The organism is Microbacterium sp. KR10-403 (assembly GCF_040196215.1).
Lineage (GTDB): Bacteria > Actinomycetota > Actinomycetes > Actinomycetales > Microbacteriaceae > Microbacterium.
The window spans coordinates 109,814-134,713 of record NZ_JBEGDC010000002.1; the positions used below are offsets into that span (position 1 = coordinate 109,814).

Consider the following 24,900-nt stretch of genomic DNA (forward strand, 5'->3'; position numbering starts at 1 on the left):
CCTATGCGCTCGCCCGGGTATCCTCGCGGAGTGCCCCTCCACTCCCCCGACCTCGCGACGCCGCTCGTGGCCTGGTACCGCGCCCACGCGCGCGACCTGCCCTGGCGGCAGGCCGGGTTCCACGCCCGCTACGGTGGCTGGGGCGTGCTGGTCAGCGAGTTCATGCTGCAGCAGACGCCCACGACCCGCGTCATCCCGCACCTCGATGCCTGGCTGACACGCTGGCCGACGCCGTCGGCGCTGGCCGCCGAGCCGCCCGCCGAGGCCGTCCGCCAATGGGCGAACCTCGGCTACCCTCGACGCGCCCTGTGGCTGCACCGCGCCGCCGTCCAGCTGCGCGACCGGCACGGCGGCGTCGTGCCGGCGGACGTCGACGCCCTGCTCGCACTGTCGGGCATCGGCGACTACACGGCGCGCGCGGTCGCGGTGTTCGCCTACGGCCGGCGGCATCCCGTCGTCGACACGAACACGCGCCGCGTGCTCGCGCGGGCGCTGGACGCACGGTCGCAGCCGGGTCCGCCCTCACGACGCGACCTCGATCGGATGGCGGCCGCGCTCCCCGACGACGACGCCGACGCGGCGGTCATGAACGCCGCGACGATGGAGCTGGGTGCGGTCGTGTGCACGGCGCGCGCCCCGCGCTGCGATGTATGCCCGATCGCGCATCTGTGCGCGTGGCGTGCCGCGGGCTACCCCGACACCGGTGATCCCCGCCGCAAGCAGGCCCGTTACGAAGGCAGCGACCGCCAGGCACGCGGCGCCGTCTTGAAGACACTGCGGGATGCCGCGGGCAGCCCGGTCGCGATCGACGACGTCCTCTCGGGCTGGCCCGACCCGCTTCAGCGCGACCGCGCGATCGATTCGCTCATCGCCGACGGGCTCGTCGAGGCATCCGAAGCAATGCTCCGTCTGCCACAGTGAAGGGGCGGCCCGGCGTACGCGCCGGACCGCCCCTTCGTGTGGGTGTTCTCGCCGATCAGCCCTTGAGCTTGATCACCTGGGTACGGTGCCCCGAGGCCCCGTGCAGGTGCGTCACGAGAGCCTGGACCTCGGTCTTGCCGCCGTGGCCCTTCCCCTTGTCGCCGTGACCCTTCTTCGAAGAGGTCGTGGCGCCCTTCGCGTTCGACCCCTTTGAGTCGGCAGCCAGGGTGTACGGGATCGAGGCGCCGCCCTCATCGAGGTACAGCGGCGAGTCCACAGCGATGGTCGGGTTCACGACGTCGTACGAGATCGGCCCCACGTCGTCGATGTCGCCGTTCGCGTTGCCGGTGTAGTAGCTGTACGTGCCCACCGAGTACGTGATCGGGAACGTCTTCGCGTCGTCGGTCACGCCGATCGCACTCGGCCAGACCGGGATCGACAGGACGTTCGTGTCGAACACGTTGGTGTTCACGTCGCCGAACTGGAAGTTCACCGGCTCGAGGTCGATGAGAGTCCCCGTCTTCAGATCCACCAGGTTGGCCAACAGGACATCCGTGGCGTCGTAGTTCTGGACGTACACCTCGTAGTCCGGAACGCCGTCACCCGTGGTGTCGATGTCGACATACGGGATCGTCGAGTTGCCGACGGTGGCCCAGTCGGCGTACGTGGAGAGCGTGAACCACAGCCAGCCGTCGGCGTAGCCGTCGCCCGACTTCGACGAACCGGCGCCCACGTACTGCAGGTCGCCGGCGCGCGCGGTCTGGTTGACCGTGCAGTTCTGGGTCTGCGCGCCGCGGCACACGGGCAGGCGACTGCTCGTGGCGCCGAGTGTGGCCACCGACACCAGCGAGTCGTAGGCGGTGGAGTCATCGCCCTGGCTGACGCCCGTGCCGCGGATCTGCAGTGCGCTCGTGCCCTTGCGCGTGCTGTCGACCACGGTGGTCTGCGAGACGGGCTTGGCGGCGCCGTACACCGGCAGGCGCAGCGCGTCGGCCTTCGACCCGCGCACGTCGACCATGAGGCGGCCCGACGCGTCGGCGACGAACTGCCGGGCGACGCCCAGCTGGTCGACCGCCATCGTCGGGTCGATGGTGTTGCGCAGCTGCGCGGTACGGATCGTCATCGTGACGCGCACCTTCGCCGTGTGCCCGGCACGCACCGTCACCGACCGCGGCGAGACCGTGTAGGCGACCCCCGGCTGCGACACGGCGGCCGCGTAGGAGAGATCGGCGCTCACATTGCGACGCCCGGTGTTCTGGAGCGTGACCGTGATCGTCTTGCGCACGGTCGAGCGGGTGGCCGGCGCCTCGACGACGCCGAACGACGCCGAGACGCCGCCCTTGGTCTCCTTCGAGTACACGAGGAGCGTGTTGTCGACCGCCGCCTGGGCGTCCACGCGACCGGAGCCGACGCGCGCCGGCCCGTACACGTCACCGGTCTTGCCGGCTCCGGTGTACACATCGTGCCCGGCGGTGTTCATGATGTCGGCCTTGAGCTGCTCGACCGTCCATGACGGGTGCGCCTTCTTCACGAGAGCCGCGATGCCCGCCGTGTGCGGCGTGGCCATCGACGTGCCCGACATGTTGATCGCGCCGTCACCGGTGCCGATGCCCGCGGACAGGATCGTGTCACCGGGGGCCGCAACGTCGGGCTTGACGACGCCGAGGCTGCCGTGCGTGCCGCGCGAGGAGAACGAGCTCACCAGATCGTCGATCGACGGGTCGATGTCGGCCTGCGACAGCGCCAGGCTGCCGTCGAAGGTGACGCGGAGCGTGCCCGCTTCCAGCGCGGGGGTCAGCTTCTCGGTGGCGCTCTTGGTGAGCTGGAACACCGGGATGACGGCGTCACCCGTGATGCCGGCCGTGAACGGGTTCACGTCGCCGGTGAACAGGGCTCCGACGGCGCCGGCGGCGCGGGCGTTCGCGGCGCGAGCAGCTGAGCCGCACCGGCGGGTCGCGTCGTTCGAGTCCCACGTCAGCCAGGCGACATTGCCCGCGACGGCCGCGGCATCGGCGGCGGAGAGCGGGTCGCAGCCGTCGGCGTTGCCGCTCGAGAGCGCCACGACGTCTCCGGTCACCGGCGCGCTGCTCCAGTCGTACGCGATCGAGTTCTGACCGGTGACGACGCCGGCGTCATCGGCGGGCCGATCCACCTGCAGCCCGTCCATCTGCTGGTACGAGTCGACGGTGCTCGCGACCGCGAGCGCGCCGACCGCGTTGCCGGGAGCGCCCCCGGTGTCGGTGAGGTCGCCGTTGTTGCCCATCGCGATGACGGGCAGCACGCCCTGTGCGGCCAGGGCGTTCACGACGTCGTTCTCGGGGTCGTCGACCGTGGCGTAGTCGGCGCCGAGCGAGAGGTTCACCACGTCGGCCTTGACCATCGAGCCGTCGCCCTTCAGGTCGAGCGCCCGGTCGAGCGCCGGGATGACGACGTCCGTCGACCCGGTGCACCCGAAGACCTTCAGGGGGTAGACCGTCGCCTCGGGAGCGGTGCCGGGAAGGACCTTCATCTTCGCGACGTCGTCGGCGCTGAGCGTCGAGTAGTCGCCCGTGTACGTGGAGCCGTCGGCGTTCTCGCCGTAGCCGGCCGTGATGCCGGCGACATGCGTGCCGTGCGCGGCACAGCCGATCGGGTCGGGGTCGGGGTGGGCGACCGGCTGGTAGTCGTCGGCGTCGGGGTCGGCGTTGTAGTCGTCGCCCGAGAAGTCGTAGCCGCCGCCGACCTTGACCTTGGCGGCCGCCGTCAGGGTGTCATACCAGTTCGCGTTCGCGTTGTCGGCGTGTGCGGCATCCCACGCGGCCGTCGTGCCCTCGCCGCCGAAGTCCGCGTGCGTGTAGTCGAGGCCGGTGTCGATGATGGCCACCTTCACGCCCTCACCGGTGTTGCCGCTCTCCTCCCACGTCGCGATCGTGTTCGTCAGATCGGTCGCATTCGCATTCAGCGCGTGCTTGGGGACGAGCGGGGTGATCTTGACGACGTCGCTGCGGTCGGCGATCTCCTTGATCGCGCTGACGTCGGCGTTGATCGCCACGCCGGGGAGGGCGTTGCCGACCTGCCAGAGTTCCTTGGCCTTGCCGTCCTTCGCGCGCGCGTCCTTGACGACGGCGTCGGACTTCTTCTTCGCCGCCGCCTTCGCGGCCTTGGCGTCGGCCCGCTGCGAGCTCGCGCTCTTGCCCGCGCTCTTGGCCTCGTCGGCAGCGGCCGCGGCGCCCTGGCCGCTCAGCTGCACGAACACGGACCGGCGCCCGGTCATGCGATCGAGGCCGCCGGCGAGCTTCGAGGCCGACAGCACGCCGTGCGCGGCCGTGGGCACGGCATCGGCGTTCGGGTCGTCCGGCGTGCTCGCCGCGTTCGCCCCCGCGGGCCACATCATCGCGCACGCGACGGCGGCAGCAGAGAGGGCGGCCACCGACCGCCCTCTGGATCGGAACTTACTGGTCATGTACCGACACTCCTTCGTGCCAACAGCCCGGCCGCGCGACGGTGTGGTTCACCGCCGTCGACGCCCGCCCGAACGGGGGACTACCGGGACATGGACGCGATTACGCTATCGGTCCGCGTCGGCGCGCCGCCAGAGTGAATCGCCGCATAGCAGGCGCATAACCAAAGATGAGCAAGTTGTAATCTTCGGGGCCCGTGGCGTGCGTCGTCAGTCGGCGTCGTCGAGCTCGCGCGGCTTCACATACGGGTCGGACTCCCCCGCGTAGGCGGCACCCGCCGCCAGACCCGCCACGTGCGCATCGCGCTCGTGCGCCTCGCGCAGCAGATCCTCGATGTGGCCGGCGTTCTCCGGGATCGCGTCGGGGATGAACTCGAGCGTCGGGGTGAGACGGATCGCGAGCTGGCGACCCACCTCGCTGCGCAGCATCCCGGTCGCCGCCTTCAAGGCGTCGGCGGTGTCCGCGCGCTCCTTCTCGTCGCCGAGCACCGTGTAGAACACGGATGCGTGCTGCAGATCGCCGGTCACCTTGACATCGGTGATCGTCACGAAGCCGAGCCGCGGATCGCGCAGCCCCTTCTCGAGACGCTGGGCGATGAGAACGCGGATGCGGTCGGCCAGACGTGCCTGTCGTTCCGAAGACATGATTCCTCCTGTGCGCGGGGGCGCCCGCAGGCGCCCCCGCGTCGCGCGCTATGCGCGGGGCTTCTCCACCAGCTCGGTGGTCTCGATCTCGTCGCCAACCTGGATGTCGTTGTACTTGCCGAGGCCGATACCGGCTTCGTAGTCGGTACGGACCTCGGTGACGTCGTCCTTGAACCGGCGCAGCGACTCGATGGCGAGGCCATCGGCGAGCACGACGCCGTCGCGGATGACACGGGCCTTCGCGTTGCGGGTGATGGTGCCCGACCGCACGATGACACCGGCGATGTTGCCGAACTTCGAGGAGCGGAACACCTCGCGGATCTCGGCGACACCCGACTGGACCTCTTCGTACTCCGGCTTGAGCATGCCCTTGAGCGAGTTCTCGATGTCTTCCAGCGCGGAGTAGATCACCGAGTAGAAGCGGATGTCGACGCCCTCGCGCTGTGCGCGCTCACGTGCCTTCTGGTCGGGACGCACGTTGAAGCCGACGATGATCGCGTTGTCGATCGTGGCCAGGTCGACGTCCGACTCGGTGACGGCACCCACACCGCGGTGCAGGATGCGCAGCTGGACCGAATCGTCGACCTCGATCTTCATGAGGGACTCCTCCAGTGCCTCGACGGCACCGGACACGTCGCCCTTGATGATGAGGTTGAGGGACTCGACCTTGCCCTCCTCGAGCGCCTTCGTGAAGTCCTCGAGCGAGATGCGCTTGCGGGCCTTGGCCAGCTGCGCGTTGCGCTCGGCCGCTTCACGCTTCTCGGCGATCTGGCGGGCCATGCGGTCTTCCTCGGTCACGATGAACGTGTCGCCGGCGCGCGGCACCGAGTTCAGACCCTGCACCTGGACCGGACGGGAGGGAGCGGCCTCTTCGACCGCGTCGCCGTTCTCGTCGAGCATCGCCCGCACGCGCCCGTAGGCGGTGCCGGCGACGATCGCGTCACCGACGCGCAGCGTGCCGGACTGGATGAGCACGGTCGCCACAGAACCACGGCCCTTGTCGAGCTTGGCTTCGATCGCGACGCCGCGGGCGTCCTTGTTCGGGTTCGCACGCAGGTCGAGGCCGGCGTCGGCGGTGAGCAGCACGGCGTCCAGAAGCTCCTGGATGCCGATGTTCTCGCGCGCCGAGACGTCGACGAACATGACGTCCCCGCCGTACTCCTCGGCGACCAGGCCGTACTCGGTGAGCTGCTGGCGCACCTTGGCCGGGTTGGCGTCGGGCTTGTCGATCTTGTTGACCGCCACCACGATCGGCACATTCGCCGCCTGGGCGTGGTTCAGCGCCTCCACCGTCTGCGGCATGATGCCGTCGTCGGCGGCGACCACGAGGATCGCGATGTCGGTCACCTGCGCACCACGGGCACGCATGGCGGTGAACGCCTCGTGACCCGGGGTGTCGATGAAGGTGATCGCGCGCTCGATCTCCTCGTGCTCGGTCCAGATCTGGTAGGCGCCGATGTGCTGGGTGATGCCGCCGGCCTCGCCCGCCACCACGTTCGTCTGCCGGATGGCGTCCAGCAGACGGGTCTTGCCGTGGTCGACGTGGCCCATGACGGTGACCACCGGAGGACGGATCTCAAGGTCCGAGTCGTCCTCGTCGGCCAGCTCCTGCTCGAGGTCGAGCCCGAAGCCCTCGAGGAGCTCCTTGTCCTCGTCCTCGGGCGAGACCATCTGGATCTTGTAGCCGAGCTCGGCGCCCAGCACCTCGAAGGTGGCCTCGTCGAGCGACTCGGTCGCCGTGGCCATCTCACCGAGGTTGAACAGGATCGTCACCAGCGTGCCCGGCTGCACGGTGTAGCCGCGCAGCGCCTCGAGCTTGTCGGCGAAGTCGGAGATCGACGCACCGCGGCGCAGGCGGATGATCTCGCCGTTGCCCTTCTGGACGTTGACGCCGCCGACGACGGGCGCCGACCGCATCTCGAACTCTTGCCGCTTCGCGCGCCTCGACTTGCGCTGCTTCGACTTGCCGCCGCCCTTGCCGAACGCGCCGGCTGTGCCGCCGCCGCGACCGCGACCGCCGCCACCGGGACGACCGGCGAAGCCGCCGCCCGGACGGCTCGGGAAGCCGCCGCCTGTACCGGCACCGGCACCGGCGCCGGGGCGCCCGGGACGCTGCTGGAAGGGCGCGCCGCCGCCGGGACGACCCGGACGACCGCCACCCGCACCGCCGGGACGACCCGGGCGCGGGGCGCCGGGACGGGGCGAGCCCGGGCGCGGCGGCTGAGGCCGCGGCGCCTGCGGACGCGGGATGTTGCCCGGGTTCGGGCGCTGGCCCATGCCCTGCGCGGGCGCGAAGGGGTTGTTGCCCGGACGGGGACCCGCCGGACGCTGGCCCATGCCCTGGGAGGACGAGAAGGGGTTGTTGCCCGGACGCGGACCCGAAGGACGCGGGCCCGGAGTGGGCGCGCCCGGCTTGGGCGCGGATGTCTTGTCGGACGCCGCGGACGCCGCCGGGGCCTCGGGGGCCGCCTCGGCGGGCTTGGGCGCCTCGGTCTTCGGCTCCTCCGCCGTCGGCGCCGCGGGCTGCGCGGGTGCCGCGGGCTTCGCGGACGCCGGCGTCTTCGCGGCGGGCTTGGCCGCCTGCGGCTTCGGGGCCGCGGGCCGCACCGGGCCGGGGCGTCCGGCCGGCTGGGGCTTCGCGCCGTCGGCCGCGCCGTCGCCGGACGCCTTCGCGCCGTCGGCCGCGAGGGCATTGCGGAGCTTACGGGCCACCGGGGGTTCGATGGTCGACGACGGGCTCTTGACGAACTCGCCGAGCTCCTTCAGCTTCGCGAGGGCGACCTTGCTGTCGACGCCGAGCTCGGAAGCGATCTCGTGCACGCGTGGTTTTGCCACAATTCTCCTGTCTGAGGTCTCCCCCGGACAGGGCAGACCGTTAGTCGCGGACGGGTCTCATTTCGAGCCGTTCACTTTGTTTCCATAGCCGTTCAGCCTTTTCGCTGCAGATGCTCTTCGATGGTCTGCGTGTCAAGCGGACCTGACACACGCAATGCGCGTACGAACGCCCGTCGCCGCACTGCGGCCTGCAGGCATTCACCCGTGTCGTGGACCCAGGCGCCCCGCCCGGGCATCGACGCACGCTCGTCAAGGACAAGGTGGGAGTCGATGGCCACCACTCGCAAGAGAGAGGACCGGGGGGAACGCCGACGGCACCCGACGCACGTTCGTACGGGGTCCATCTTACCCTGTCACGCGCCTTCGAGAATCGAGTCCGGCTGGATGTCGATCTTCGCGCCGGTCAGCTTCGCGGCGAGCCGCGCGTTCTGCCCTTCCTTGCCGATCGCCAGCGACAGCTGGTAGTCGGGCACGAGCGCCCGAACGGCCTTGGTCGTGGCATCCAGCACGAAACTCGATGTCACCTTCGCGGGCGACAGCGCGTTCGCCACGAACTTCGCGAGCTCGGGGTCGTAGTCGACGATGTCGATCTTCTCGCCGCCCAGCTCGTCGGTGACCGCGCGCACGCGCCGCCCCAGCTCGCCGATGCACGCGCCCTTCGCGTTCACCGCCGGGTCGTTGGCCTTCACCGCGATCTTCGTGCGGTGCCCGGCCTCGCGCGCGAGCGACACGATCTCGACGACGCCGCTCGCGATCTCGGGGACCTCCAGCGCGAACAGCTTGCGGACGAGGCCCGGGTGCGTGCGCGAGACGGTGATCGACGGGCCCTTCGTGCCCTTCGACACGCTGGTCACGTACACGCGCAGGCGGGCGCCGTGCGCGTAGTCCTCGCCGGGCACCTGCTCCTCGGGCGGGAGGATCGCCTCGACGGTGCCGAGGTCGACGTGCACCATGCGCGGGTTCGGGCCCTGCTGCACGACACCGGCGACGATGTCGCCCTCCTTGCCGCGGAACTCGCCGAGCACCGCGTCATCGGCGATGTCGCGCAGCCGCTGGCTGATGACCTGCTTGGCCGCGAACGCCGCGATCCGGCCGAAGTCCTCGGGAGTGCTCTCCTCTTCGCCGATGACAGCACCGTCGTCATCGAGCAGGGGCACGTAGACGGCGACGTGGCCGGTCTTGCGGTCGAGCTGGGCGCGCGTCCCCTCCGGCAGCGTGCCGGTCGCCGACGTGTGCTTGGCATAGGCGGTCAGGATCGCCTGCTCGATGATGTGCACGAGCTCGTCGAAGGGGATCTCCTTCTCCCGCTCGACCGTTCTCAGCAGTCCCAGGTCGATATCCATCGCGGCCTCCCTCTTCAGCTTTCGCAGGCGCGCACACGCGCCGACATCCCTACAACGTTACCGGATGCCGCGTCCGCCCATTCTGTGAGGACGCCGGTCAGGCGCAGCGCGAGGTCGGCGCCGCACGATGGGCGAACAGCCCGCCGGTCCAGTCGAGGAGCTTCGAGATCGCCTGCGAGCCCGGCTGCAGGATGTCCTGATGGTGGGTCACCGGATACTCCACCCATTCGACGTCGTTGCCGGCCTTGCACAGCCGCGTGACGTAGGCGACCTGCTGGCTGGTCGGGATGACCTCGTCATCGGCCCCCCACTGGATCAGCAGCGGCGCCGGCCAGGTGCCCATGGCCGTGTTCTCACCGAGCCGGCGACCGAGGTTTCCGGCGGTCAGGTCGCCGATGTACAGCGTCTGGTGCTCGGAGATGCCCAGCGCCGCCAGCACCGACACCATCAGCGCCGGCTCGCTCGGGCATCGCTGCGCCAGCTCGCGGACGATGGCGCGGGTGCCCGGCGAGACATAGTCGGCCAGGCGCACGTCGGGGTACGTCTCCGAGTAGGGCACCAGCACCCAGGCTGTGAGGACCGTCAGCTCGGGGCTGGCGAAACCGGCGGTCAGGTCGCGGGCCAGGGCGAGCGGGTCTCCGGCGGGCGCCAGCGCGGCCGTGCCCAGGACGTTCAGATCGGGCGTGTACTTCTTCGCGAGACGACTGGCCCACAGCGCCGCATGCCCGCCCTGCGAGTGCCCCCACACGACGACGTCGTCGGACGCCCAGACATGCGGCAGCTTCTCGGCGGCCACCACCGCGTCCAGCGCGGACCGCCCCTCACCCTGCCCGATGAGATAGGGGAACACCCCGGGGGTGCCCTGCCCGGCGTAGTCGGGTGCCACGACCATCCATCCGTGCGCGAGCGCCCGGTCGAGCCCCGGGATCGCCCACTTCGTGGCGGCGTTGTCGGTGAGGCTCGGTGCGCACCCGCGCGCGACGCCCGTGGTGCCGTGGTTCCAGAGCACCACCGGGTGCGGTGTGAGCTGGATCTCCTCCTCCGGGACGATCACCAGTGCGCTGGCGGCGACTGTCTGGCCGTGCGCGTCGGTCGTCGAGTACAGGATGCGCGTGACGGTCGCACCCGGCGGGATCGTGCCGCCGTACGGTGCGGTGCGGATGAGCTCGCCGTGCCCCGACGGCAGCGTCGCCGGCGGATCGTAGAACGCGTCGACGACCGGTGCGCCGTCTTCGAGCCAGCCGTTGAGGAACCATCCCCCGGCCGTGGTGACCACCAGCAGAAGAGCGAGCACGTAGCGTCCGGCGTCGGCCAGCCGGGGCCGCGGACGGCGCGCGGGCAGCGGTCGTCCCCCACGGTCGGGGCGGCTGCGCAGCAGCACGACGCCGCGCGCGAGCAGGGACGCGCCGAACACCAGGGTGCGCACGCCGAACACGACGGCGACCACCAGGACCGTGACATCCGGCCAGGTCAGCGACAGGATGCCGAACACCACCTGCGCGCCGCCCCAGGCCGCCGACAGCACCCGCTGGCTGACGCGGACACGCTCCCCCGACCGGCTCGGGATCAGGGCGTCGCCGATCGAGGCGATGCCGCTCAGCAGCAGCAGGATCGCCAGCACGGTCGGCAGCACGTTCAGGCTCGAGCCGAGCCAGACCAGCACGAGGATGCCGGCGACGATCCACACGATGGCGAAGATGCGCGTCCACCACGCGGGCGACCGGTGCCGGGAGATGAGCTCGACCACTCCGGAGATGACCGCGCTGGCGCCGACGTACACGCCGAGCAGCACGAGCGAGGTCAGCGGGCGCGAGACGGTGAGCACGCCGAGAACCGTCACCACGGCCCCCACGACGATCATCGCCCGGGGCGGCGCCTGCGAGACGAGGCCGGGCAGGGCGCTCCACCGCCGAGTGCCGCGATCCGTCATCGTGCCATGATAGGTCGGCCCCGCCGGGCGGCCGCCGAGTGCGCGATCGTCACGCGGCGTCGTCGTCGACCCAGTCGTTCACCGCCCCGATGAGCCGATACAGGTCGCCGACCTCGAACGGGTTGTAGTGCATCACCAGGCGCGGCAGCTCGAGCCGGTCGCCGTCGTGCTGCTCGTCGCGCAGCGGGCCGCTGCGCTCGATCTCGCCCTGCGTGAGCCGGTGCGCGAAGCGCTCGTTGAGCTCGATCAGCTGCGCATCGGTGGGCGCCGTGCGGATGCGCAGCACGAGCCGCTCGCGCACCCACCGCAGCGAGTCGTAGTTGCGCCAGAACCCCAGGATGTGGTCGATGGCGGCCCGCACCGAGTCGGTCACCAGCACGCGGTCGAAGTCGTCCGCGTTGATGACGCCGGCCGGCACCAGGTGCTGGTCGACGAAACGGCGCAGACCGCCCCAGAACGTGCCGCCGGGCTCGTCGAGCAGCACGATCGGCATCGGCTCGGCCTTGCCGGTCTGCTGCAGAGTGAGCAGCTCGAACATCTCATCCATCGTCCCGAACCCGCCGGGCAGGCAGATGAAGCCGTGCGACTCCTTCATGAGCATGAGCTTGCGGGTGAAGAAGTACTTCATCGACACGACGTTCTCGCTGTCGGCCAGCAGGGCGTTGGGCTTCTCCTCGAACGGCAGCCGGATCGACACGCCGATCGACCGGTCTGCGCCGGCGCCCTCGGTCCCGGCCTGCATGATCCCGGGGCCTGCACCGGTGACCACCATCCAGCCGTGCTCCGAGAGGATGTGCGCGGCACGGCGTGCCTGCCGGTACAGCGGGTCGTCGGGCTTCGTGCGCGCCGACCCGAACACCGTCACCTTCGGCACCGCGCCATAGGGCGCGAACAGCGAGAACGCCGAGCGCATCTCGGTGAGCGCGGCCGAGGTGATCTTCAGATCGAGCCGGTCGGTGTCGTCCATGCCCAGACCCACACCGGTGGCGAGGATCCGGGCGACCAGGTCTTCGTGCTCGTCGATGCCCGCGGCATCCATCGCCTGCCGCAGCGCCTCGGTGACCTCACCCGGCAGCATGTTCGTGGAGGAATCAGCCATGCCTCCACCTTCGCATGCGCAGAGCCGGTCAGCGCTCCTCGACGAGCCGGGCGACCGCGTCGGCGGCCGGCAGCGTCTCGCGCTCACCGGTCCGGCGGTTCCACAGTTCGACCTCGCCTGCGGCGGCTCCCCGGCCGGCCACCAGCACGCGCGGCACGCCGATCAGCTCGGCGTCGCCGAACTTCACACCCGGCGAGGTCTTGGCGCGGTCGTCGTAGAGCACGTCGAAGCCCGCGCCCTCGAGCTGGGCCGAGAGCTTCTCGGCGAGCTCGAAGGCCGCAGCGTCCTTGCCCGTGGCGACCACGTGCACGTCGAACGGCGCGACCGAGGCGGGCCAGACGAGCCCGCGGTCGTCGTTGTTCAGCTCGGCGATGATCGCGAGGATGCGGGTCACGCCGATGCCGTACGAGCCCATCGTGACGGTGACCTGCTTGCCGTTCTCGTCGAGCACCTTCAGCCCCAGCGCCTCGGCGTACTTGCGCCCGAGCTGGAACACGTGCCCGATCTCCATGCCGCGCGCCAGATGCACGGGGCCCGAGCCGTCGGGGGCCGGATCGCCGTCGCGGACGCTGGCCACCTCGACGAAGCCGTCGCCGGCGAAGTCGCGGCCGGCCACGAGCGAGTGCACGTGCTTCTGGTCGATGTTGGCGCCGGTGATCCAGCGGGTGCCGTCGACCACGCGGGGGTCGAGCAGGTACCGGATGCCCGTCGTCGACTCCTCGCCCAGGACGGGGCCGGCCTCGGACCACGGCCCGATGTAGCCCTTGACCAGTCCCGGGTGCTTCGCGAAGTCCTCGGGGGTCGCCGCCTCGACCTCGGCGGGTGCGAAGGCCACCTCGGCGCGCTTGTCGTCCACGTCGCGGTCGCCGGGGATGCCGACGATCACCAGCTCGCGGGTTCCGTCGAGGTGGGTGAGCGCGAGCACGACGTTCTTCAGCGTGTCGGCGGCGGTGTACTCGCCGTCGAGAACGGCGTTGCTGTGCGCGACGAGCGTCTCGATGGTGGGCGTGTTCGGCGAGTCGAAGATCTCGGCGGCCGGCGCGTCGTCGAACGGCAGGGCCTCGGGCACCACGGTCGTGAACGCCTCGACGTTGGCGGCATAGCCGCCGTCGGAGCGGACGAAGGTGTCTTCGCCGACGGCGGTCGGGTGCAGGAACTCCTCACTGCGCGAGCCGCCCATGGCCCCGGCATCGGCCTTCACGATCACGTACTCCAGCCCCAGGCGCTGGAAGATGCGCTCGTACGCGTCGCGCTGGGTGAAGTACGAGACGTCGAGCCCCTCGTCGGTGTGGTCGAACGAGTAGGCGTCCTTCATGGTGAACTCGCGGCCGCGCAGGAGGCCGGCGCGGGGACGGGCCTCGTCGCGGTACTTGTCCTGGATCTGGTAGATCGTCAGCGGAAGGTCCTTGTACGACGAGTACAGGTCCTTCACGAGCAGAGTGAAGGCCTCTTCGTGCGTGGGGGCGAGCAGATAGTCGCCGCCCTTGCGGTCCTGCAGGCGGAACAGCAGGTCGCCGTACTCGTCCCACCGGCCGGTCGCCTCGTACGGATCGCGGGGCATGAGCGCCGGGAAGTGCACCTCCTGGGCGCCCGCGGCCTCCATCTCCTCGCGGATGACCTTCTCGATCTTCGCCTTCACGCGCAGGCCGAGCGGCAGCCAGGCGAACACGCCGGCCGCCTGCCGCCGGATGTAGCCGGCGCGCACGAGCAGCTTGTGACTGGTGACCTCCGCGTCAGCGGGGTCTTCCCTCAGGGTGCGGACGAAGAACTTCGAGAGACGGGTGACCACGATCCCCCAGTCTAGAGGGGTGGATGCCGCGGGTCCCGCCCCACTCTGGGGCGCGCCCCGTACACTGACGACGTGCCCGGCCGTCGACCACATCTGACCTCCGCTGCGGCCGGGGACGCCCTGGCCGCCTCTCTCGCGGCGCTGCGCGCCGAGCTCGAGCTGCCCGACGGCTTCGCGCCGGACGTGCTGGCCGAGGCCGATGCCGCTGCGCGCGACGTGCGCGCGGCGCCCGGCGACGCGCTCTTCGACCTGCGCGACGTCGAATTCCTCACCATCGACCCCGAAGGGTCCCGCGATCTCGACCAGGCCCTGCACCTGCAGCGGACGGCGACCGGCGGCATCCTGCACTACGCCATCGCGGATGTTCCGGCGTTCGTCCGCCCGACCGGCGCGATCGACGCCGAGGCGCGTGACCGCGGCGAGACCCTGTATGCGGTGGACGGGCGCATCCCGCTTCACCCGCCCGTCCTCAGCGAGGGCGCGGCCTCGCTGCTCGAGGGCCAGGACCGCCGCGCATTCGTCTGGCGGTTCGAGCTCGACGAGCGCGCCGAGCCCGTGGCGACCTCGCTGCGGCGCGCCGTGGTGCGCTCCCGCCGGCAGTGGACCTACCCCGACGCGCAGCGCGCGATCGACGACGGCTCGGCCCCCGAATCGCTGAAGAACCTGCCGTGGTTCGGGCAGCAGCGCTCCGAGCGCGAGCGCGAGCGCGGCGGTGCGAGCCTGAACTCCCCCGAGGTCGAGGTCACGCCCGTCGACGGCACGTACCGCCTCGAGCGGCGCCGCACGCTGCCGGTCGAGGACTGGAACGCGCACGTCTCGCTGCTGACGGGCATGGAGGCGGCGCGCATCATGCTCGACGGCGGCGTCGGCATCCTGCGCACGATGCCCGCGGCCGACCCCGAAGACGTCGCGGCGTTCCGCGCGCAGACCGTGGCGCTCGGACTGCCCTGGCCCGAGGACATCGGCTACGGAGAGTATCTGCGCGGACTGAGCGGCGACGACGCGAAGACCCTGGCGGTGCAGGATGCCGCGGCGAGCCTCTTCCGCGGCGCCGGCTACACCGCGTTCGACGGACAGGTGCCCGACGACACCGTGCAGTCGGCCATCGCGGCCCCCTACGCGCACACGACCGCTCCCCTGCGCCGACTCGTCGACCGGTGGTCGCTCGTGGTCTGCGAGGCACTGGCGAACGGTCGCGACGTGCCCGTCTGGGCCCGCGAGAGCCTGCACGAGCTTCCGAAGCTCATGGGCCGGGCGGGCCAGCGCGCGTCGCGACTCGAGAACGCGACCGTCGACCGCGTCGAGGCGGCCGTGCTCACCGGCCACGAGAACCGCGTGTTCACGGGCGTCGTGCTCGGCCACCGCGGTGACGGGGCGCGCGTGCAGCTGACGGGGCCGCTGGTGTCGGTGAAGGTGCCGGCGCTGGATGCCGCGGCCGGCGCGACCGTGCAGCTGCGGCTGCAGCGGGCCGACATCGCCACGGGCGAGATCGACCTGGTGCCGGCATGAGCGGCGTGCTGCTGACCGGGTTCGAACCGTTCGCCGACGATCCGGTGAACCCGTCGGGCGACGCCGTGCGGCTCGCCGCCGAGCTGTGGGACGGGCCGGAGACGCTGGTCACCGCGGTGCTGCCGGTGACGTTCGCGGACGCCGGTGTGCGCCTGCGCGCGCTGATCGCCGAGCACGACCCCGATGTCGTACTCGCCACGGGTCTTGCCAGCGGCCGCTCGACCGTGAGCATCGAGCGCGTCGCCGTCAACCTCATCGACGCGAGCATCCCCGACAACGCCGGCGCGCAGCCCGTGGATGCGCCGTGTGTGCCCGGCGGACCCCCGGCGTGGTTCGCGACCGTGCCGGTGAAGGCGATCGCACGCGCCGTCGCCGCTGCCGGCATCCCCTCGTCGCTCTCGTTGTCGGCGGGCACCTACGTGTGCAACCACGTCTTCTCGAACGCGGTCGACGCCGGCAGGCGCGCCGGGTTCATCCACGTGCCCTGGGGAACCGGCCAGGCGCCGCACGACGAGCCCGAGCTGCCGGTGGCCGACCTCGCACGCGCGTTCGTCATCGCCGCGCGCACCGCGCTGGACGTGCACGACGACGAAGCGACACCCGGCGGGGCCGTGCACTGAGCGTGCGCCTCGCTACGCTGGCCTGATGGCCCGAATGCCCGCCGCCGAGGTCGACGTGACGCTCGGGCTCGTCGAGCGTCTGCTGCGGGCGCAGCACCCCGACCTCGCCGGACTCCCCCTGTCGATCGCGGCGAACGGGTGGGACAACGTCATGGCCCGCCTGGGCGACGACCTGGCGGTGCGGCTGCCGCGCCGGCAGGCGGCCGCCGTCCTCGTCGAGCACGAGCAGCTCGTGCTGCCACGGCTGGCTCCGCGGCTGCCGGTGGCGGTGCCCCTGCCGGTGCGGGTGGGACGGGCGACGGACTTCTTCCCCTGGTCGTGGTCCGTGGTGCCGTGGCTGCCGGGCGCCCCGGCGTTCCGGCAGACCGCCGCCGAGCGGGATCGGTGGGCGACCGCACTGGCCGATGTGCTCGTCGCGCTGCACACGCCCGCCGACGCCGACGCACCGCGCAACCCCGTGCGGGGCGAGCCGCTGGCCGAGCGCGCGGCCATCACCCGGGCGCGCATCGACAGCGCCGATGCGACCGGCCGGCTGCGCACGCGGTACGAGACGGACGCCGCCGCACCGCGGCATCCCGGCCCCGCGCTCTGGGTCCACGGCGACCCGCACCCACTGAACATGCTCTCCGACGAGACCGGCCTGCGCGCGCTCATCGACTTCGGCGACGTGACCGCGGGAGACCCCGCGACCGACCTCGCCACGGCCTGGCTGACGTTCGGGCCCGCCGGACGGGCGGCGTTCATCGCCCGCTACAGCGCGGGCGCGGCGACGGATGCCGCGCTCTGGGCCCGCGCGCGCGCCTGGGCCGCGCGCATGACCTCATCACTGTTGACGGCCAGCGACGACCACCCCGAGCTCGCGGCGCTCGGGCGCTTCGCGCTGGGTCAGGTGCTGGCGGACGACTGAGCCGCCTCAGCCGGCGCGGCTGGCCAGCAGCGCACGCACGTGCGCCTCGATCTCGGCGTCGTCGACCCGGCCCATGCGCGCCAGCCGCGCGGAGTCGATCGCCGCCGGGCGCTGCTGCTCGGCCCGCTCGACGAGCGGCCCGTCGATCGCGGCCTGACGCAGCTGCTCGCGCTCGGCCGCCGCGGCCAGCACCGCCGCAGCCCGCGACCCCTGTGACGCGGTGAGCGGCCGCGGCAGCTCACGCGGCTGCCAGGCCCGTTCGTCGACGAGGGAGATGTCCTGCGGCTCCTGCGCGGCACGGCGGGTCTGCACCGGCACCGCCGCCGGCATCGGGCGCGCAGCCGCACGGGCACCGACGCGGGCCATCTGCACGAGCAGCAGCGCGCACACCACGACCACCGCGCCCCCGGCCCACACCGGCGCCGCGGTGGCACCCGCGAGCAGCAGGAACACACCCCATCCGGTCAGGGCGAGGCCGAGGCATCCCGTCACCGTCACGCTCAGCCGCATGCGGCGCCGCGCACGTGCCCGCCGTGCGGCGGGAAGGCGGCGCGCCGCGGCGATCTCGGCACGCGCGCGCCGCTCGGCCGCGGCCCGCTCGGCATCGGCGCGCTCACGGTCGACACGCGCCTGCTCGAGCTGCGCGCGGCTGCGCGCGAGCTCGGCCTGTTCACGCTCGGCGAGCGTGCGCCGCTCGATCTCGTCGCGCTCGGTCTGCGCCTTGCGGGCGAGCTCTTCGCGCTCGGCCTGCGCCTTGCGCGCGAGCTTCTGCTGCGCGAGCGCGGTGCGGGCGTTCAGCTCCACCCGCACTTCGTCGGGCGTCTCGCTCGTCTCCGCGAGCACCCGCAGCGCTTGATTCAGCCGCACGGCATTGCGCTGCGCGGCGTCGTACTGATGCCGGCTGTACCAGCTCGGCAGCAGATAGACCAGCCACAGCACCACCGCCACCAGGACGATGATCCCCCCGCCCAACACCTGCCCACCCATGCAGACCACGGTAAGCGACGGTGCGCCGGTTGCCCCGCACCCGGTCGCGTGTCGGGCACGCGGCCGCACCGAGGCTAGGCGGACAGGCGGTCGGCCGGAGGGATGGATGCCGCATCCTGCGGCGCCCGCCCGGCCACCCACCGACCCAGCACGCCCTCGGGGACGTCCTCTCGGGTCAGCGCGAACGCGTAGTGGTCGCGCCAGTCCCCGTCGATGTGGATGAACCGCCGACGCAGACCCTCGTAGCGGAATCCGAGCTTCTCGACGACGCGCAGGCTCGCCTTGTTCTCGGGACGGATGCAGATCTCCATGCGGTGCAGCCGCAGCTCGCGGAAGCAGATGTCGGTCGCGAGGGCCACCGCGGTCGGCGTGATGTCGCGGCCCGCGAACCGTTCGCTGACCCAGTATCCGATCGTCGCCGATGCGAGCGAGCCCCGCGAGATCCCCCACACGTTGAGCTGCCCGGCCACCTCGCCCTGCCACTCCATGACGAACGGGACGCCGCTGCCGTCGCGGTACTGCTGCAGCAGCCGGCGGATGCCCAGACGCATGTCCAGCGACACCGGCCCGTCGGGGCTCGTGGCCTCCCACGGGCGCAACCAGGCGCGGTTGCTCAGCAGCTCCTGCTGCAGCACGCGCGCGTCCTTCTGGCGGATCAGCCGGATCGACACCGGCCCATGACGCTGCGGATCAGTGAGGTCCACGTCGCTCCTCCCGACCGCTCACAGCGACTGTGCGAACTCCTTGACCCAGGGCCGGAGCTCCGACCCGAGGTCCTCTCGGTCCACGGCCAGCTGAAGGATGGCCTTGATGTAGTCCACCTTATCGCCGGTGTCATAGCGACGCCCGCGGAACACGACGCCGTACACGCCGGCATCGGCGTCGCCGGCGAGCTCCTGCAGCGCATCGGTGAGCTGGATCTCGCCGCCCTTGCCCGGCTCGGTGCGCTCGAGGATCTCGAAGACCTCCGGCGAGAGCACGTAACGGCCGATCACGGCGAGGTTCGAGGGGGCGTCCTCGGCGGCGGGCTTCTCGACGAGGCCCGTCACCCGCACGACGTCGGGGTCGTCGGTGGGCTCGACGGCGGCGGCGCCGTACAGGTGGATCTGTGCCGGGTCGACCTCCATCAGCGCGATGACCGTGGCGCCGCGCTTGTCGTACTCGCCGAGCATCTTGGGCAGCAGCGGGTCGCGCTCGTCGATGAGGTCATCGCCCAGCAGCACCGCGAACGGGTGGTCGCCCACGTGCGCCTTCGCACGTCCGACCGCGTGGCCGAGCCCGCGCGGCTCGCCCTGTCGCAGGATGTGGATGTCGGCGAGCTCACTGGACTCCTGCACCTTGGCGAGCTTGGCCGCGTCGCCCTTGCGCTTGAGGGTCTCCTCGAGCTCGGGGACCGAGTCGAAGTGGTTCGCGATGTTGTTCTTGTTGCGTCCGACGATGATCAGCACGTCGTCGATGCCGCTGGCCACCGCTTCTTCGACCACGTACTGGATCGCGGGCTTGTCGACGACCGGCAGCATCTCCTTGGGCATCGCCTTGGTCGCGGGAAGGAAGCGCGTGCCCAGCCCCGCGGCGGGGATGACGGCCTTGAAAGGCTTGTGTGACATGGCTCTCATGTTAGCGACCGTAGAATCGGGTGCATGGCGGACCGGATCGACGACGCGAAGCGCGCACTGCGCGCCGAGCTGCGTGAGCGGCGCGAACTGCTCACGGATGCGACGAGGAAGGATGCCGCGGCCGGCCTCGCGGCGCAGCTCGAGGCCCTCGTCGACCGTTTCGGCGCCCGTTCGGTCTCGTGCTATCTGTCGACGCGGGCCGAGCCCGAGACCCGGCCGTTCCTGAATGCGGCGGTGGCCCGCGGCATCCGGGTCCTCCTCCCCATCACGCGCGTCGACGGCCTGCTCGACTGGGTCGTCGCCGACCCCGACGCCGACGTCACCGAGGGCGTGCTGGGCATTCCCGAGCCGGTCGGCGAGCTGCTCGGCCCCATCGCGGTGAACGACGTCGACCTGATGATCATCCCGGCGGCGGCCGTCGACCGCACCGGCATGCGCCTGGGCTGGGGCCGCGGCTATTTCGACAAGACGCTCGGCTCGATCCAGAACTGCCCGCCGGTGTACGCCGTGATCTACGACACCGAGCTGCTCGACGAGGTGCCGCGCGATCTGCACGATCAGCCCGTCACCGGCGTGGTGACCCCCACGCGCACCATCACCCTCGCATCCGAGGAACGCTGAATCCGGAGAACAATGCCCACCTACGCATACGCCTGCAAGAACTGCGGTCACCGCTTCGACGCGGTCCAGTCGTTCGCCGACCCGTCGCTGACCGAATGCCCAGAGTGCGGCGGCCCCCTGCGCAAGCAGTACGGGTCGATCGGCGTCACGTTCAACGGCTCGGGCTTCTACCGCACCGACTCGCGCAAGAAGACGTCGTCCGGCGATTCGGGTGGCGCATCGTCGCCGTCTTCGACATCATCGTCTTCGGAGACAAAAGCCTCCCCCGCACCCGCGGGCTCGTGACCGGCGGAAGCCGGCGGACATTCGGGGGGACCGACATGATCAAGGGCTTCAGAGAATTCATCGCGCAAGGCAATGTGATCGACCTGGCCGTCGCGGTCGTCATCGGCGCTGCCTTCAGCGCCATCATCACCGCCCTGGTGAACAGCATCGTCAACCCGATCATCGCGCTGTTCTTCAACGCGAAGAGCCTTGACCACGTGGTCTGGACGGTTCACGGGATCTACGGCCAGGAGGTCGACTTCCCGCTGGGCGGCCTCGTCGGTGCGGTCATCAACTTCCTCGCCATCGCGATCATCGTCTACTTCGTGTTCGTGTACCCGATGAACCGGTACAAGGAGCACCGCGCGGCCAAGCTCGCCGCCGGCGTCGAAGAGCCCGAGACGCTGCCCAGCGAGCAGGAGCTGCTGGTGCAGATCCGCGACCTGCTGGAGAAGCAGAAGAGCTAGTAGTGCGGCGGCTTCTCGCGCCGCATCCGCTCGTCATTCGGACCGGTCTCGGCCTCGAGGTCCTCCTCGTCAGCCGGGACCGGTTCTTCGCGTGTACCCGGTGCCGGCGTCAAGCGGGCGCGGCGCGAGCCCGGCAGGCGCACGACGCGCTGCCGCTCGCGCGGATCGTCAGTCGACATCGATGGGCTGGGTCTCGGCATCGGCGCGCGGCGTCTCGGGGTCGACCCCGAGGATGCCCGCGATGCGCGTGGCGACCGCCGCCGGGTCGCTGTAGAGGTCGAACGAGTGCACCCGCACATAGTGCCACCCGAGCCTGCGCAGCACCTGCGGCCGCAGCCGCAGCGCCTCGCGCAGGGATCCCGATGCGGCCTCCGGATCGGACTCGGCGACCACGGCCTTGCCGTTGTACTGCGCGACGAGGGGCAGGCGTCCGCGGTAGTGCACGTCGACCGAGACGCCCAGGCGCCGCAGCTCGCGCGCCAGTGCCAGGGTGAGCGGGTCGGCGAGGTCTTCGAGGCGCGCTTCGCGTGCGCGGGCGGCGATGCCGCCCAGCACCGTCATGAGGGTGGATGCCCCGTGCTCGAGGCGTCCCTCGTCGAACGCCGACGGGCGGATGCACGAGACGATGACCATCGACCGGCGCGCACGCGTCATGCCGACCGTGAGCAGCCGTTCGCCGTCGGGCGTGGACAGGTCGCCGAAGTCGGTGAGGACCCGCCCGTGGCGGGTCAGGCCGAAGCCGAGTGAGAACACGACGCGGTCGCGGCTCTCGGCCACCGACTCTTCGAGCGTGAGTACGGCGAAGGGCTCCGCGGTGTCGCGGGAGAGGAAGTCGGCGACGTCCGCACGACCGGCGAACGCGGCATCCACCGCAGCCCGCACCCGCTCGGCATGCCGGGCGCTCGCGGTGACGACCATGAGCGATTCGCCGCCGCGGTTGACGGCGTGCTCGACGACGAGGGTGACCACCCGGGCGACCTCGGCGTCGGGGCTCTCCACCGCCCCCGTCTGCGGGTCGGGCACGCCCATGCCGCCCTCGACGTAGTCGACGGCCAGGCTCCCCCGTCCGAGGTACGACCCCGCCCACGGCACCGAGACGAGCTCGCCGCCGTAGAACGCGTCGTTGACCAGCTCGGCGAGGTCTTCTCCGCCGGCGCGATAGCTGCGGGTGAGCGTCTCGACCGGCACGAGCTCGGCGAGGCGCTCGAAGACGCTCACCGTGTCGAACGGGTCGGCCTCGTCGTCGACGTCCTGGTCGACGGGGACCCGGCCGGCCGCGACCCGGAACGGCGTCGGCTGCTGCGTGACCGGGTCGCCGAACGCCACGACCTGGCGGGCCCGGCGCAGCGCCGGCGCCGCCTCGGCGAGGTTCACCGCGCCCGCGTCGGCAATCAGCACGGTGTCGAAGGTGAGGTCGTCGGGGATCTGCGACACCTCATACGGAGACGCGATCCAGGCGGGGGCCAGGGTCTCGGCGAGCGCGGGCGCGATCGTCGTCAGCCCCGCCGGGGTGATCTCACCGGCCTTGAGCGCGCGCTTGAGCCGTTCGGCCTCATCGGCGTGGTCGACGAGGCCGATCCGCCACTGGGCGGCCAGGCGCGCGGCCAGGAGCGGACCGGATGCCGCCACGTGCGCCTCGTCGACGAGACGGAAGTCGCGCTCGAGGCGGTCGACGACGCTCGTGTTCGCGCCGAGCAGCGCGCGATCGGTGCGCAGCAGGTGCTCGAGCGCCGACTGCCACCAGGCGAACTCCAGTTCGGCGCGCACGCGCTCTTCGGGCACGTGGCGCACGCTGAGTTCGAGCAGCAGCGGTTCGAGCCCCTTCTCGGCGAGCTCGGTGCGCAGCGTGGCGCGCTCGACGAGGTTCTCGAAATAGGCCGAGTCGGCCGCGAGCCCGCCGAGCTCGCGGATGAGACTCTGCACCGGCTGCGAGGCCAGGGGCTCGGTGCGGCCGAGGATCTCGTCGAGTCGCTCGAGGCCTGCCTGCGTGCGCTCCCAGAGCGCGGTGACCTCGCCGATGCCCACGGGCACCTCGGGGCCGGCGACGGCCTGATCGGCGAACGACTCCCACTCGCTGCGCTGCCGTTGGATGCGCACCAGGGCGTCGTGCATGTCGGTGACGTGCACGCCCGGGCGCACGTACTCGCGGGCGAGCCGGCGCAGCCGGCGCCGATCCGCCCCCTTCAGGTTCGGGGCATCGCGCCGGGGCGCGTGAGCCTGGATGAGCTCGGTCAGCGGACGCTCGAACACGGTGGCGCTGAAGCGGTCGAGGGAGTCGCGCACGCCCTGCAGCAGACGCAGGTAGGCGCCGAGCTCGGCGATCGTGCGAAACGGCCGCATCCGCGTCTGCGCGACCAGCTCGTAGCCGCGCTCGAGCAGAGTGGGCACGTCTTCGCGGTGCAGAGTGCGGGCCAGCGCATGCGCGTCGCGTGCGGCATCCGTCGTCCGGAACGTCACCCCGTACCAGGGCGAGTCGTCGGGCCCGAACCGGAACTCGCCCAGCTGCGCCGCGGCGACGAGCTTGTCGGCGGCGTCGCGCCGCGAGTCCTTCAGCCGCTGCAGCGTCGCGGCGTCGAACCGCGCACGGGTCGTCGGCGGCTCGTTCACCGCCGCCAGAGCCGTCAGCTCGCGCGCGATGTCGAGCGCAGAGACGCCCAGTTCGGGGCGCACGGCGGTCAGCGCGCCGCGGTAGTCGCGGAGCACCGCGCGCAGTCGCAGCAGTGCATCGTCGACCTCGGCGTTCTTGGGCGCCGTCGCCTTCTCGTTGCGGCCGATCGCCCGGATGAGGTCGCGGCGCAGGTGCGCCGGCGACGCCGCGAGCCCGTCGAGGCCGATGCCCGACAGGCGGTGGCGCACGCCCTCGAGGGTCGAGCGCCGGGCGCTGACCACGAGCACCCGCTTGCCGTCGTCGATGAGCGCGCCCAGCGCGTTGATGACGGTCTGCGTGCCGCCGGTGCCGGGCAGCGTGTGCACGACGAGCGACTGCCCGTCCACGATGCGGGCGAGCACGTGCTCCTGTTCGGCGTCCGCATCGAGGAGGAAGGTGTCGGATGCCGGGGGCCGCTCATCGGGATCGGTGACCGCCGGGGCGTCCCGGCGCAGCGACAGGAGCGCACGGTCGTCCTCGTGCCCGGCGAGCGCGTTCAGCATCGGGTTGTCGAGACGCCGCAGATCGCGGGCCTGCCGTGCGCCGACGTCGGCGAACGTCGAGATCACCAGGCGCGGACGCACGCTGAACGAGGGGATGTGGGCGGTCAGCAGACGCAGATGGTCGATGACCGGCTGCGGCTTGAACACGCCGCCCGAGGTGGCCATCGACGCCAGCTGGGCGCCGTCGATCTCGACGCCGAACCGGTCGCGCAGCTGCCGGACCAGCTCGGGGTTGACGGTGAACACGCCGTGCAGCTTGAGCTCGAAGTCGGTGTGATGCCGGCGGATGGCGGTCGGGCGCAGCAGGACGGGCGCGGTGAAGCGCTCCCCGTCGATCTCCCAGTCGGCCAGGCCCATCGCGAACCGGACGGCGTCCAAGCCGCGGGAGGTGCGCAGCTCGACGCTCTTCGACGCGATCTGGGCGGCGGCGAGCCTCGCCGTGCGCAGCGCGACCTCGTCGCGGAAGAGGTTCGACAGCAGCGTGGAGCGCCCCGTGATGAACTGCGGCAGGCTGCCCGGATGAGCCTTGGAGATCTCGATGAGGGGATCGCGGCCCTCCGCGAAATGGACGAGGGTCGACCGCCCGCCCAGGCGTGCGGCCTGCGCACGGATGCGCTCCCGCTCCGGCTCCGCGAAATGCATGACCGTCACCCCCGGCTCTGCGAGCCTGAGGGAAGCCGGGGTCACCGGCGTCGGGGCCACGTCGTCATCCGTGCCGGCCACCGCACGTCCCTCACCTCGCCACACACGAACACCCT

At 71.4% G+C, this 24,900-nt stretch carries 20 protein-coding genes; 7 read left to right on the forward strand and 13 right to left on the reverse strand.

The genetic code is table 11. The features are described from left to right. The first annotated feature begins 3 nt into the window (after positions 1 to 3). Positions 4 to 921 carry an iron-sulfur binding domain-containing protein gene (locus ABMQ42_RS04300; RefSeq protein WP_502884607.1) on the forward strand — a complete coding sequence of 306 codons (918 nt, stop codon included), beginning with the start codon at positions 4 to 6 and terminating at the stop codon, positions 919 to 921. 55 nt (positions 922 to 976) lie between these two features. Here the strand turns inward: ABMQ42_RS04300 and ABMQ42_RS04305 are convergent, their stop codons facing one another. The 8 genes from ABMQ42_RS04305 to ABMQ42_RS04340 form a co-directional block, all read right to left on the reverse strand. Beyond that, positions 977 to 4,363, reverse strand: coding sequence for a S8 family peptidase (locus ABMQ42_RS04305; protein WP_349721626.1), 3,387 nt, complete (start codon positions 4,361 to 4,363; stop codon positions 977 to 979). A 207-nt stretch (positions 4,364 to 4,570) separates the two neighbouring features. Continuing rightward, entirely contained in the window at positions 4,571 to 5,005 is a 435-nt protein-coding gene (gene rbfA, locus ABMQ42_RS04310; protein WP_349721627.1) for a 30S ribosome-binding factor RbfA, read from the reverse strand. A 48-nt stretch (positions 5,006 to 5,053) separates the two neighbouring features. Further along, positions 5,054 to 7,840, reverse strand: a complete 2,787-nt coding sequence (infB, locus tag ABMQ42_RS04315; RefSeq protein WP_349721628.1) for a translation initiation factor IF-2 — start codon at positions 7,838 to 7,840, stop codon at positions 5,054 to 5,056. A 92-nt stretch (positions 7,841 to 7,932) separates the two neighbouring features. Continuing rightward, positions 7,933 to 8,184 (reverse strand): YlxR family protein, encoded by a 252-nt coding sequence (locus tag ABMQ42_RS04320; RefSeq protein ID WP_349721629.1) that lies wholly within the window; start codon positions 8,182 to 8,184, stop codon positions 7,933 to 7,935. Positions 8,185 to 8,193: 9 nt separating this feature from the next. Further along, positions 8,194 to 9,183 carry a transcription termination factor NusA gene (nusA, locus tag ABMQ42_RS04325; protein ID WP_349721630.1) on the reverse strand — a complete coding sequence of 330 codons (990 nt, stop codon included), beginning with the start codon at positions 9,181 to 9,183 and terminating at the stop codon, positions 8,194 to 8,196. A 97-nt stretch (positions 9,184 to 9,280) separates the two neighbouring features. Beyond that, a complete protein-coding gene (locus ABMQ42_RS04330) occupies positions 9,281 to 11,113 on the reverse strand; it encodes a lipase family protein (RefSeq protein WP_349721631.1) in 1,833 nt (610 codons plus the stop codon). 49 nt (positions 11,114 to 11,162) lie between these two features. Continuing rightward, positions 11,163 to 12,212, reverse strand: coding sequence for an LOG family protein (locus ABMQ42_RS04335; protein WP_349721632.1), 1,050 nt, complete (start codon positions 12,210 to 12,212; stop codon positions 11,163 to 11,165). Between the two features lie 28 nt (positions 12,213 to 12,240). Beyond that, a complete protein-coding gene (locus ABMQ42_RS04340; RefSeq protein ID WP_349721633.1) occupies positions 12,241 to 14,001 on the reverse strand; it encodes a proline--tRNA ligase in 1,761 nt (586 codons plus the stop codon). Between the two features lie 72 nt (positions 14,002 to 14,073). Between ABMQ42_RS04340 and ABMQ42_RS04345 the strand changes: the two genes are divergently transcribed. Genes ABMQ42_RS04345 through ABMQ42_RS04355 form a run of 3 tightly spaced genes read left to right on the forward strand, consistent with a single transcriptional unit; the run spans position 14,074 to position 17,037 of the window. After that, positions 14,074 to 15,510, forward strand: a complete 1,437-nt coding sequence (locus ABMQ42_RS04345; RefSeq protein WP_349721634.1) for an RNB domain-containing ribonuclease — start codon at positions 14,074 to 14,076, stop codon at positions 15,508 to 15,510. Continuing rightward, the gene (locus ABMQ42_RS04350) at positions 15,507 to 16,130 is read left to right on the forward strand and encodes a pyroglutamyl-peptidase I (protein ID WP_349721635.1); all 624 of its coding nucleotides are present in this window, start codon (positions 15,507 to 15,509) and stop codon (positions 16,128 to 16,130) included. Before ABMQ42_RS04345 ends, ABMQ42_RS04350 begins: the two co-directional genes overlap by 4 nt. Before the next feature lie 25 nt (positions 16,131 to 16,155). Next, positions 16,156 to 17,037, forward strand: a complete 882-nt coding sequence (locus ABMQ42_RS04355; protein ID WP_349721636.1) for an aminoglycoside phosphotransferase family protein — start codon at positions 16,156 to 16,158, stop codon at positions 17,035 to 17,037. A 6-nt stretch (positions 17,038 to 17,043) separates the two neighbouring features. On the opposite strand, the gene ABMQ42_RS04360 is transcribed toward ABMQ42_RS04355, so the two are convergent. From ABMQ42_RS04360 to galU, 3 genes are all read right to left on the reverse strand, one after another. Then, the gene (locus ABMQ42_RS04360) at positions 17,044 to 18,024 is read right to left on the reverse strand and encodes a large exoprotein (RefSeq protein ID WP_349721637.1); all 981 of its coding nucleotides are present in this window, start codon (positions 18,022 to 18,024) and stop codon (positions 17,044 to 17,046) included. 74 nt (positions 18,025 to 18,098) lie between these two features. Then, complete coding sequence (locus ABMQ42_RS04365; protein WP_349721638.1) at positions 18,099 to 18,728, reverse strand: GNAT family N-acetyltransferase; 630 nt, start codon at positions 18,726 to 18,728, stop codon at positions 18,099 to 18,101. Between the two features lie 18 nt (positions 18,729 to 18,746). Then, positions 18,747 to 19,631 carry a UTP--glucose-1-phosphate uridylyltransferase GalU gene (gene galU / locus ABMQ42_RS04370; protein WP_349721639.1) on the reverse strand — a complete coding sequence of 295 codons (885 nt, stop codon included), beginning with the start codon at positions 19,629 to 19,631 and terminating at the stop codon, positions 18,747 to 18,749. 33 nt (positions 19,632 to 19,664) lie between these two features. Here galU and ABMQ42_RS04375 point away from each other — a divergent pair, with 33 nt between their 5' ends. From ABMQ42_RS04375 to mscL, 3 genes are read left to right on the forward strand one after another with little or no spacing between them, the layout of a single operon-like run. Next, a complete protein-coding gene (locus ABMQ42_RS04375; protein WP_349721640.1) occupies positions 19,665 to 20,261 on the forward strand; it encodes a 5-formyltetrahydrofolate cyclo-ligase in 597 nt (198 codons plus the stop codon). A 12-nt stretch (positions 20,262 to 20,273) separates the two neighbouring features. Continuing rightward, positions 20,274 to 20,546: an FmdB family zinc ribbon protein gene (locus tag ABMQ42_RS04380; RefSeq protein ID WP_349721641.1), complete on the forward strand. Its 273-nt coding sequence runs from the start codon at positions 20,274 to 20,276 to the stop codon at positions 20,544 to 20,546. Positions 20,547 to 20,581: 35 nt separating this feature from the next. After that, positions 20,582 to 20,992, forward strand: a complete 411-nt coding sequence (mscL, locus tag ABMQ42_RS04385) for a large conductance mechanosensitive channel protein MscL (protein WP_349721642.1) — start codon at positions 20,582 to 20,584, stop codon at positions 20,990 to 20,992. On the opposite strand, the gene ABMQ42_RS04390 is transcribed toward mscL, so the two are convergent. Further along, a complete protein-coding gene (locus ABMQ42_RS04390; protein WP_349721643.1) occupies positions 20,989 to 21,171 on the reverse strand; it encodes a hypothetical protein in 183 nt (60 codons plus the stop codon). The genes mscL and ABMQ42_RS04390 overlap by 4 nt on opposite strands. After that, entirely contained in the window at positions 21,161 to 24,865 is a 3,705-nt protein-coding gene (locus tag ABMQ42_RS04395; protein ID WP_502884612.1) for an AAA family ATPase, read from the reverse strand. The genes ABMQ42_RS04390 and ABMQ42_RS04395 overlap by 11 nt, the downstream gene beginning before the upstream one ends. Positions 24,866 to 24,900: the final 35 nt, after the last annotated feature.

What these genes read in the sequence shown, in the direction of transcription:
- ABMQ42_RS04300 (WP_502884607.1), top strand. Translation starts at nt 4, where the DNA reads ATGCGCTCGCCCGGGTATCCTCGCGGAGTGCCCCTCCACTCCCCCGAC.
- ABMQ42_RS04305 (WP_349721626.1), bottom strand. Translation starts at nt 4,363, where the DNA reads ATGACCAGTAAGTTCCGATCCAGAGGGCGGTCGGTGGCCGCCCTCTCT.
- rbfA (WP_349721627.1), bottom strand. Translation starts at nt 5,005, where the DNA reads ATGTCTTCGGAACGACAGGCACGTCTGGCCGACCGCATCCGCGTTCTC.
- ABMQ42_RS04320 (WP_349721629.1), bottom strand. Translation starts at nt 8,184, where the DNA reads ATGGACCCCGTACGAACGTGCGTCGGGTGCCGTCGGCGTTCCCCCCGG.
- nusA (WP_349721630.1), bottom strand. Translation starts at nt 9,183, where the DNA reads ATGGATATCGACCTGGGACTGCTGAGAACGGTCGAGCGGGAGAAGGAG.
- ABMQ42_RS04330 (WP_349721631.1), bottom strand. Translation starts at nt 11,113, where the DNA reads ATGACGGATCGCGGCACTCGGCGGTGGAGCGCCCTGCCCGGCCTCGTC.
- ABMQ42_RS04335 (WP_349721632.1), bottom strand. Translation starts at nt 12,212, where the DNA reads ATGGCTGATTCCTCCACGAACATGCTGCCGGGTGAGGTCACCGAGGCG.
- ABMQ42_RS04350 (WP_349721635.1), top strand. Translation starts at nt 15,507, where the DNA reads ATGAGCGGCGTGCTGCTGACCGGGTTCGAACCGTTCGCCGACGATCCG.
- ABMQ42_RS04355 (WP_349721636.1), top strand. Translation starts at nt 16,156, where the DNA reads ATGGCCCGAATGCCCGCCGCCGAGGTCGACGTGACGCTCGGGCTCGTC.
- ABMQ42_RS04360 (WP_349721637.1), bottom strand. Translation starts at nt 18,024, where the DNA reads ATGGGTGGGCAGGTGTTGGGCGGGGGGATCATCGTCCTGGTGGCGGTG.
- galU (WP_349721639.1), bottom strand. Translation starts at nt 19,631, where the DNA reads ATGTCACACAAGCCTTTCAAGGCCGTCATCCCCGCCGCGGGGCTGGGC.
- ABMQ42_RS04375 (WP_349721640.1), top strand. Translation starts at nt 19,665, where the DNA reads ATGGCGGACCGGATCGACGACGCGAAGCGCGCACTGCGCGCCGAGCTG.
- ABMQ42_RS04380 (WP_349721641.1), top strand. Translation starts at nt 20,274, where the DNA reads ATGCCCACCTACGCATACGCCTGCAAGAACTGCGGTCACCGCTTCGAC.
- mscL (WP_349721642.1), top strand. Translation starts at nt 20,582, where the DNA reads ATGATCAAGGGCTTCAGAGAATTCATCGCGCAAGGCAATGTGATCGAC.
- ABMQ42_RS04390 (WP_349721643.1), bottom strand. Translation starts at nt 21,171, where the DNA reads ATGTCGACTGACGATCCGCGCGAGCGGCAGCGCGTCGTGCGCCTGCCG.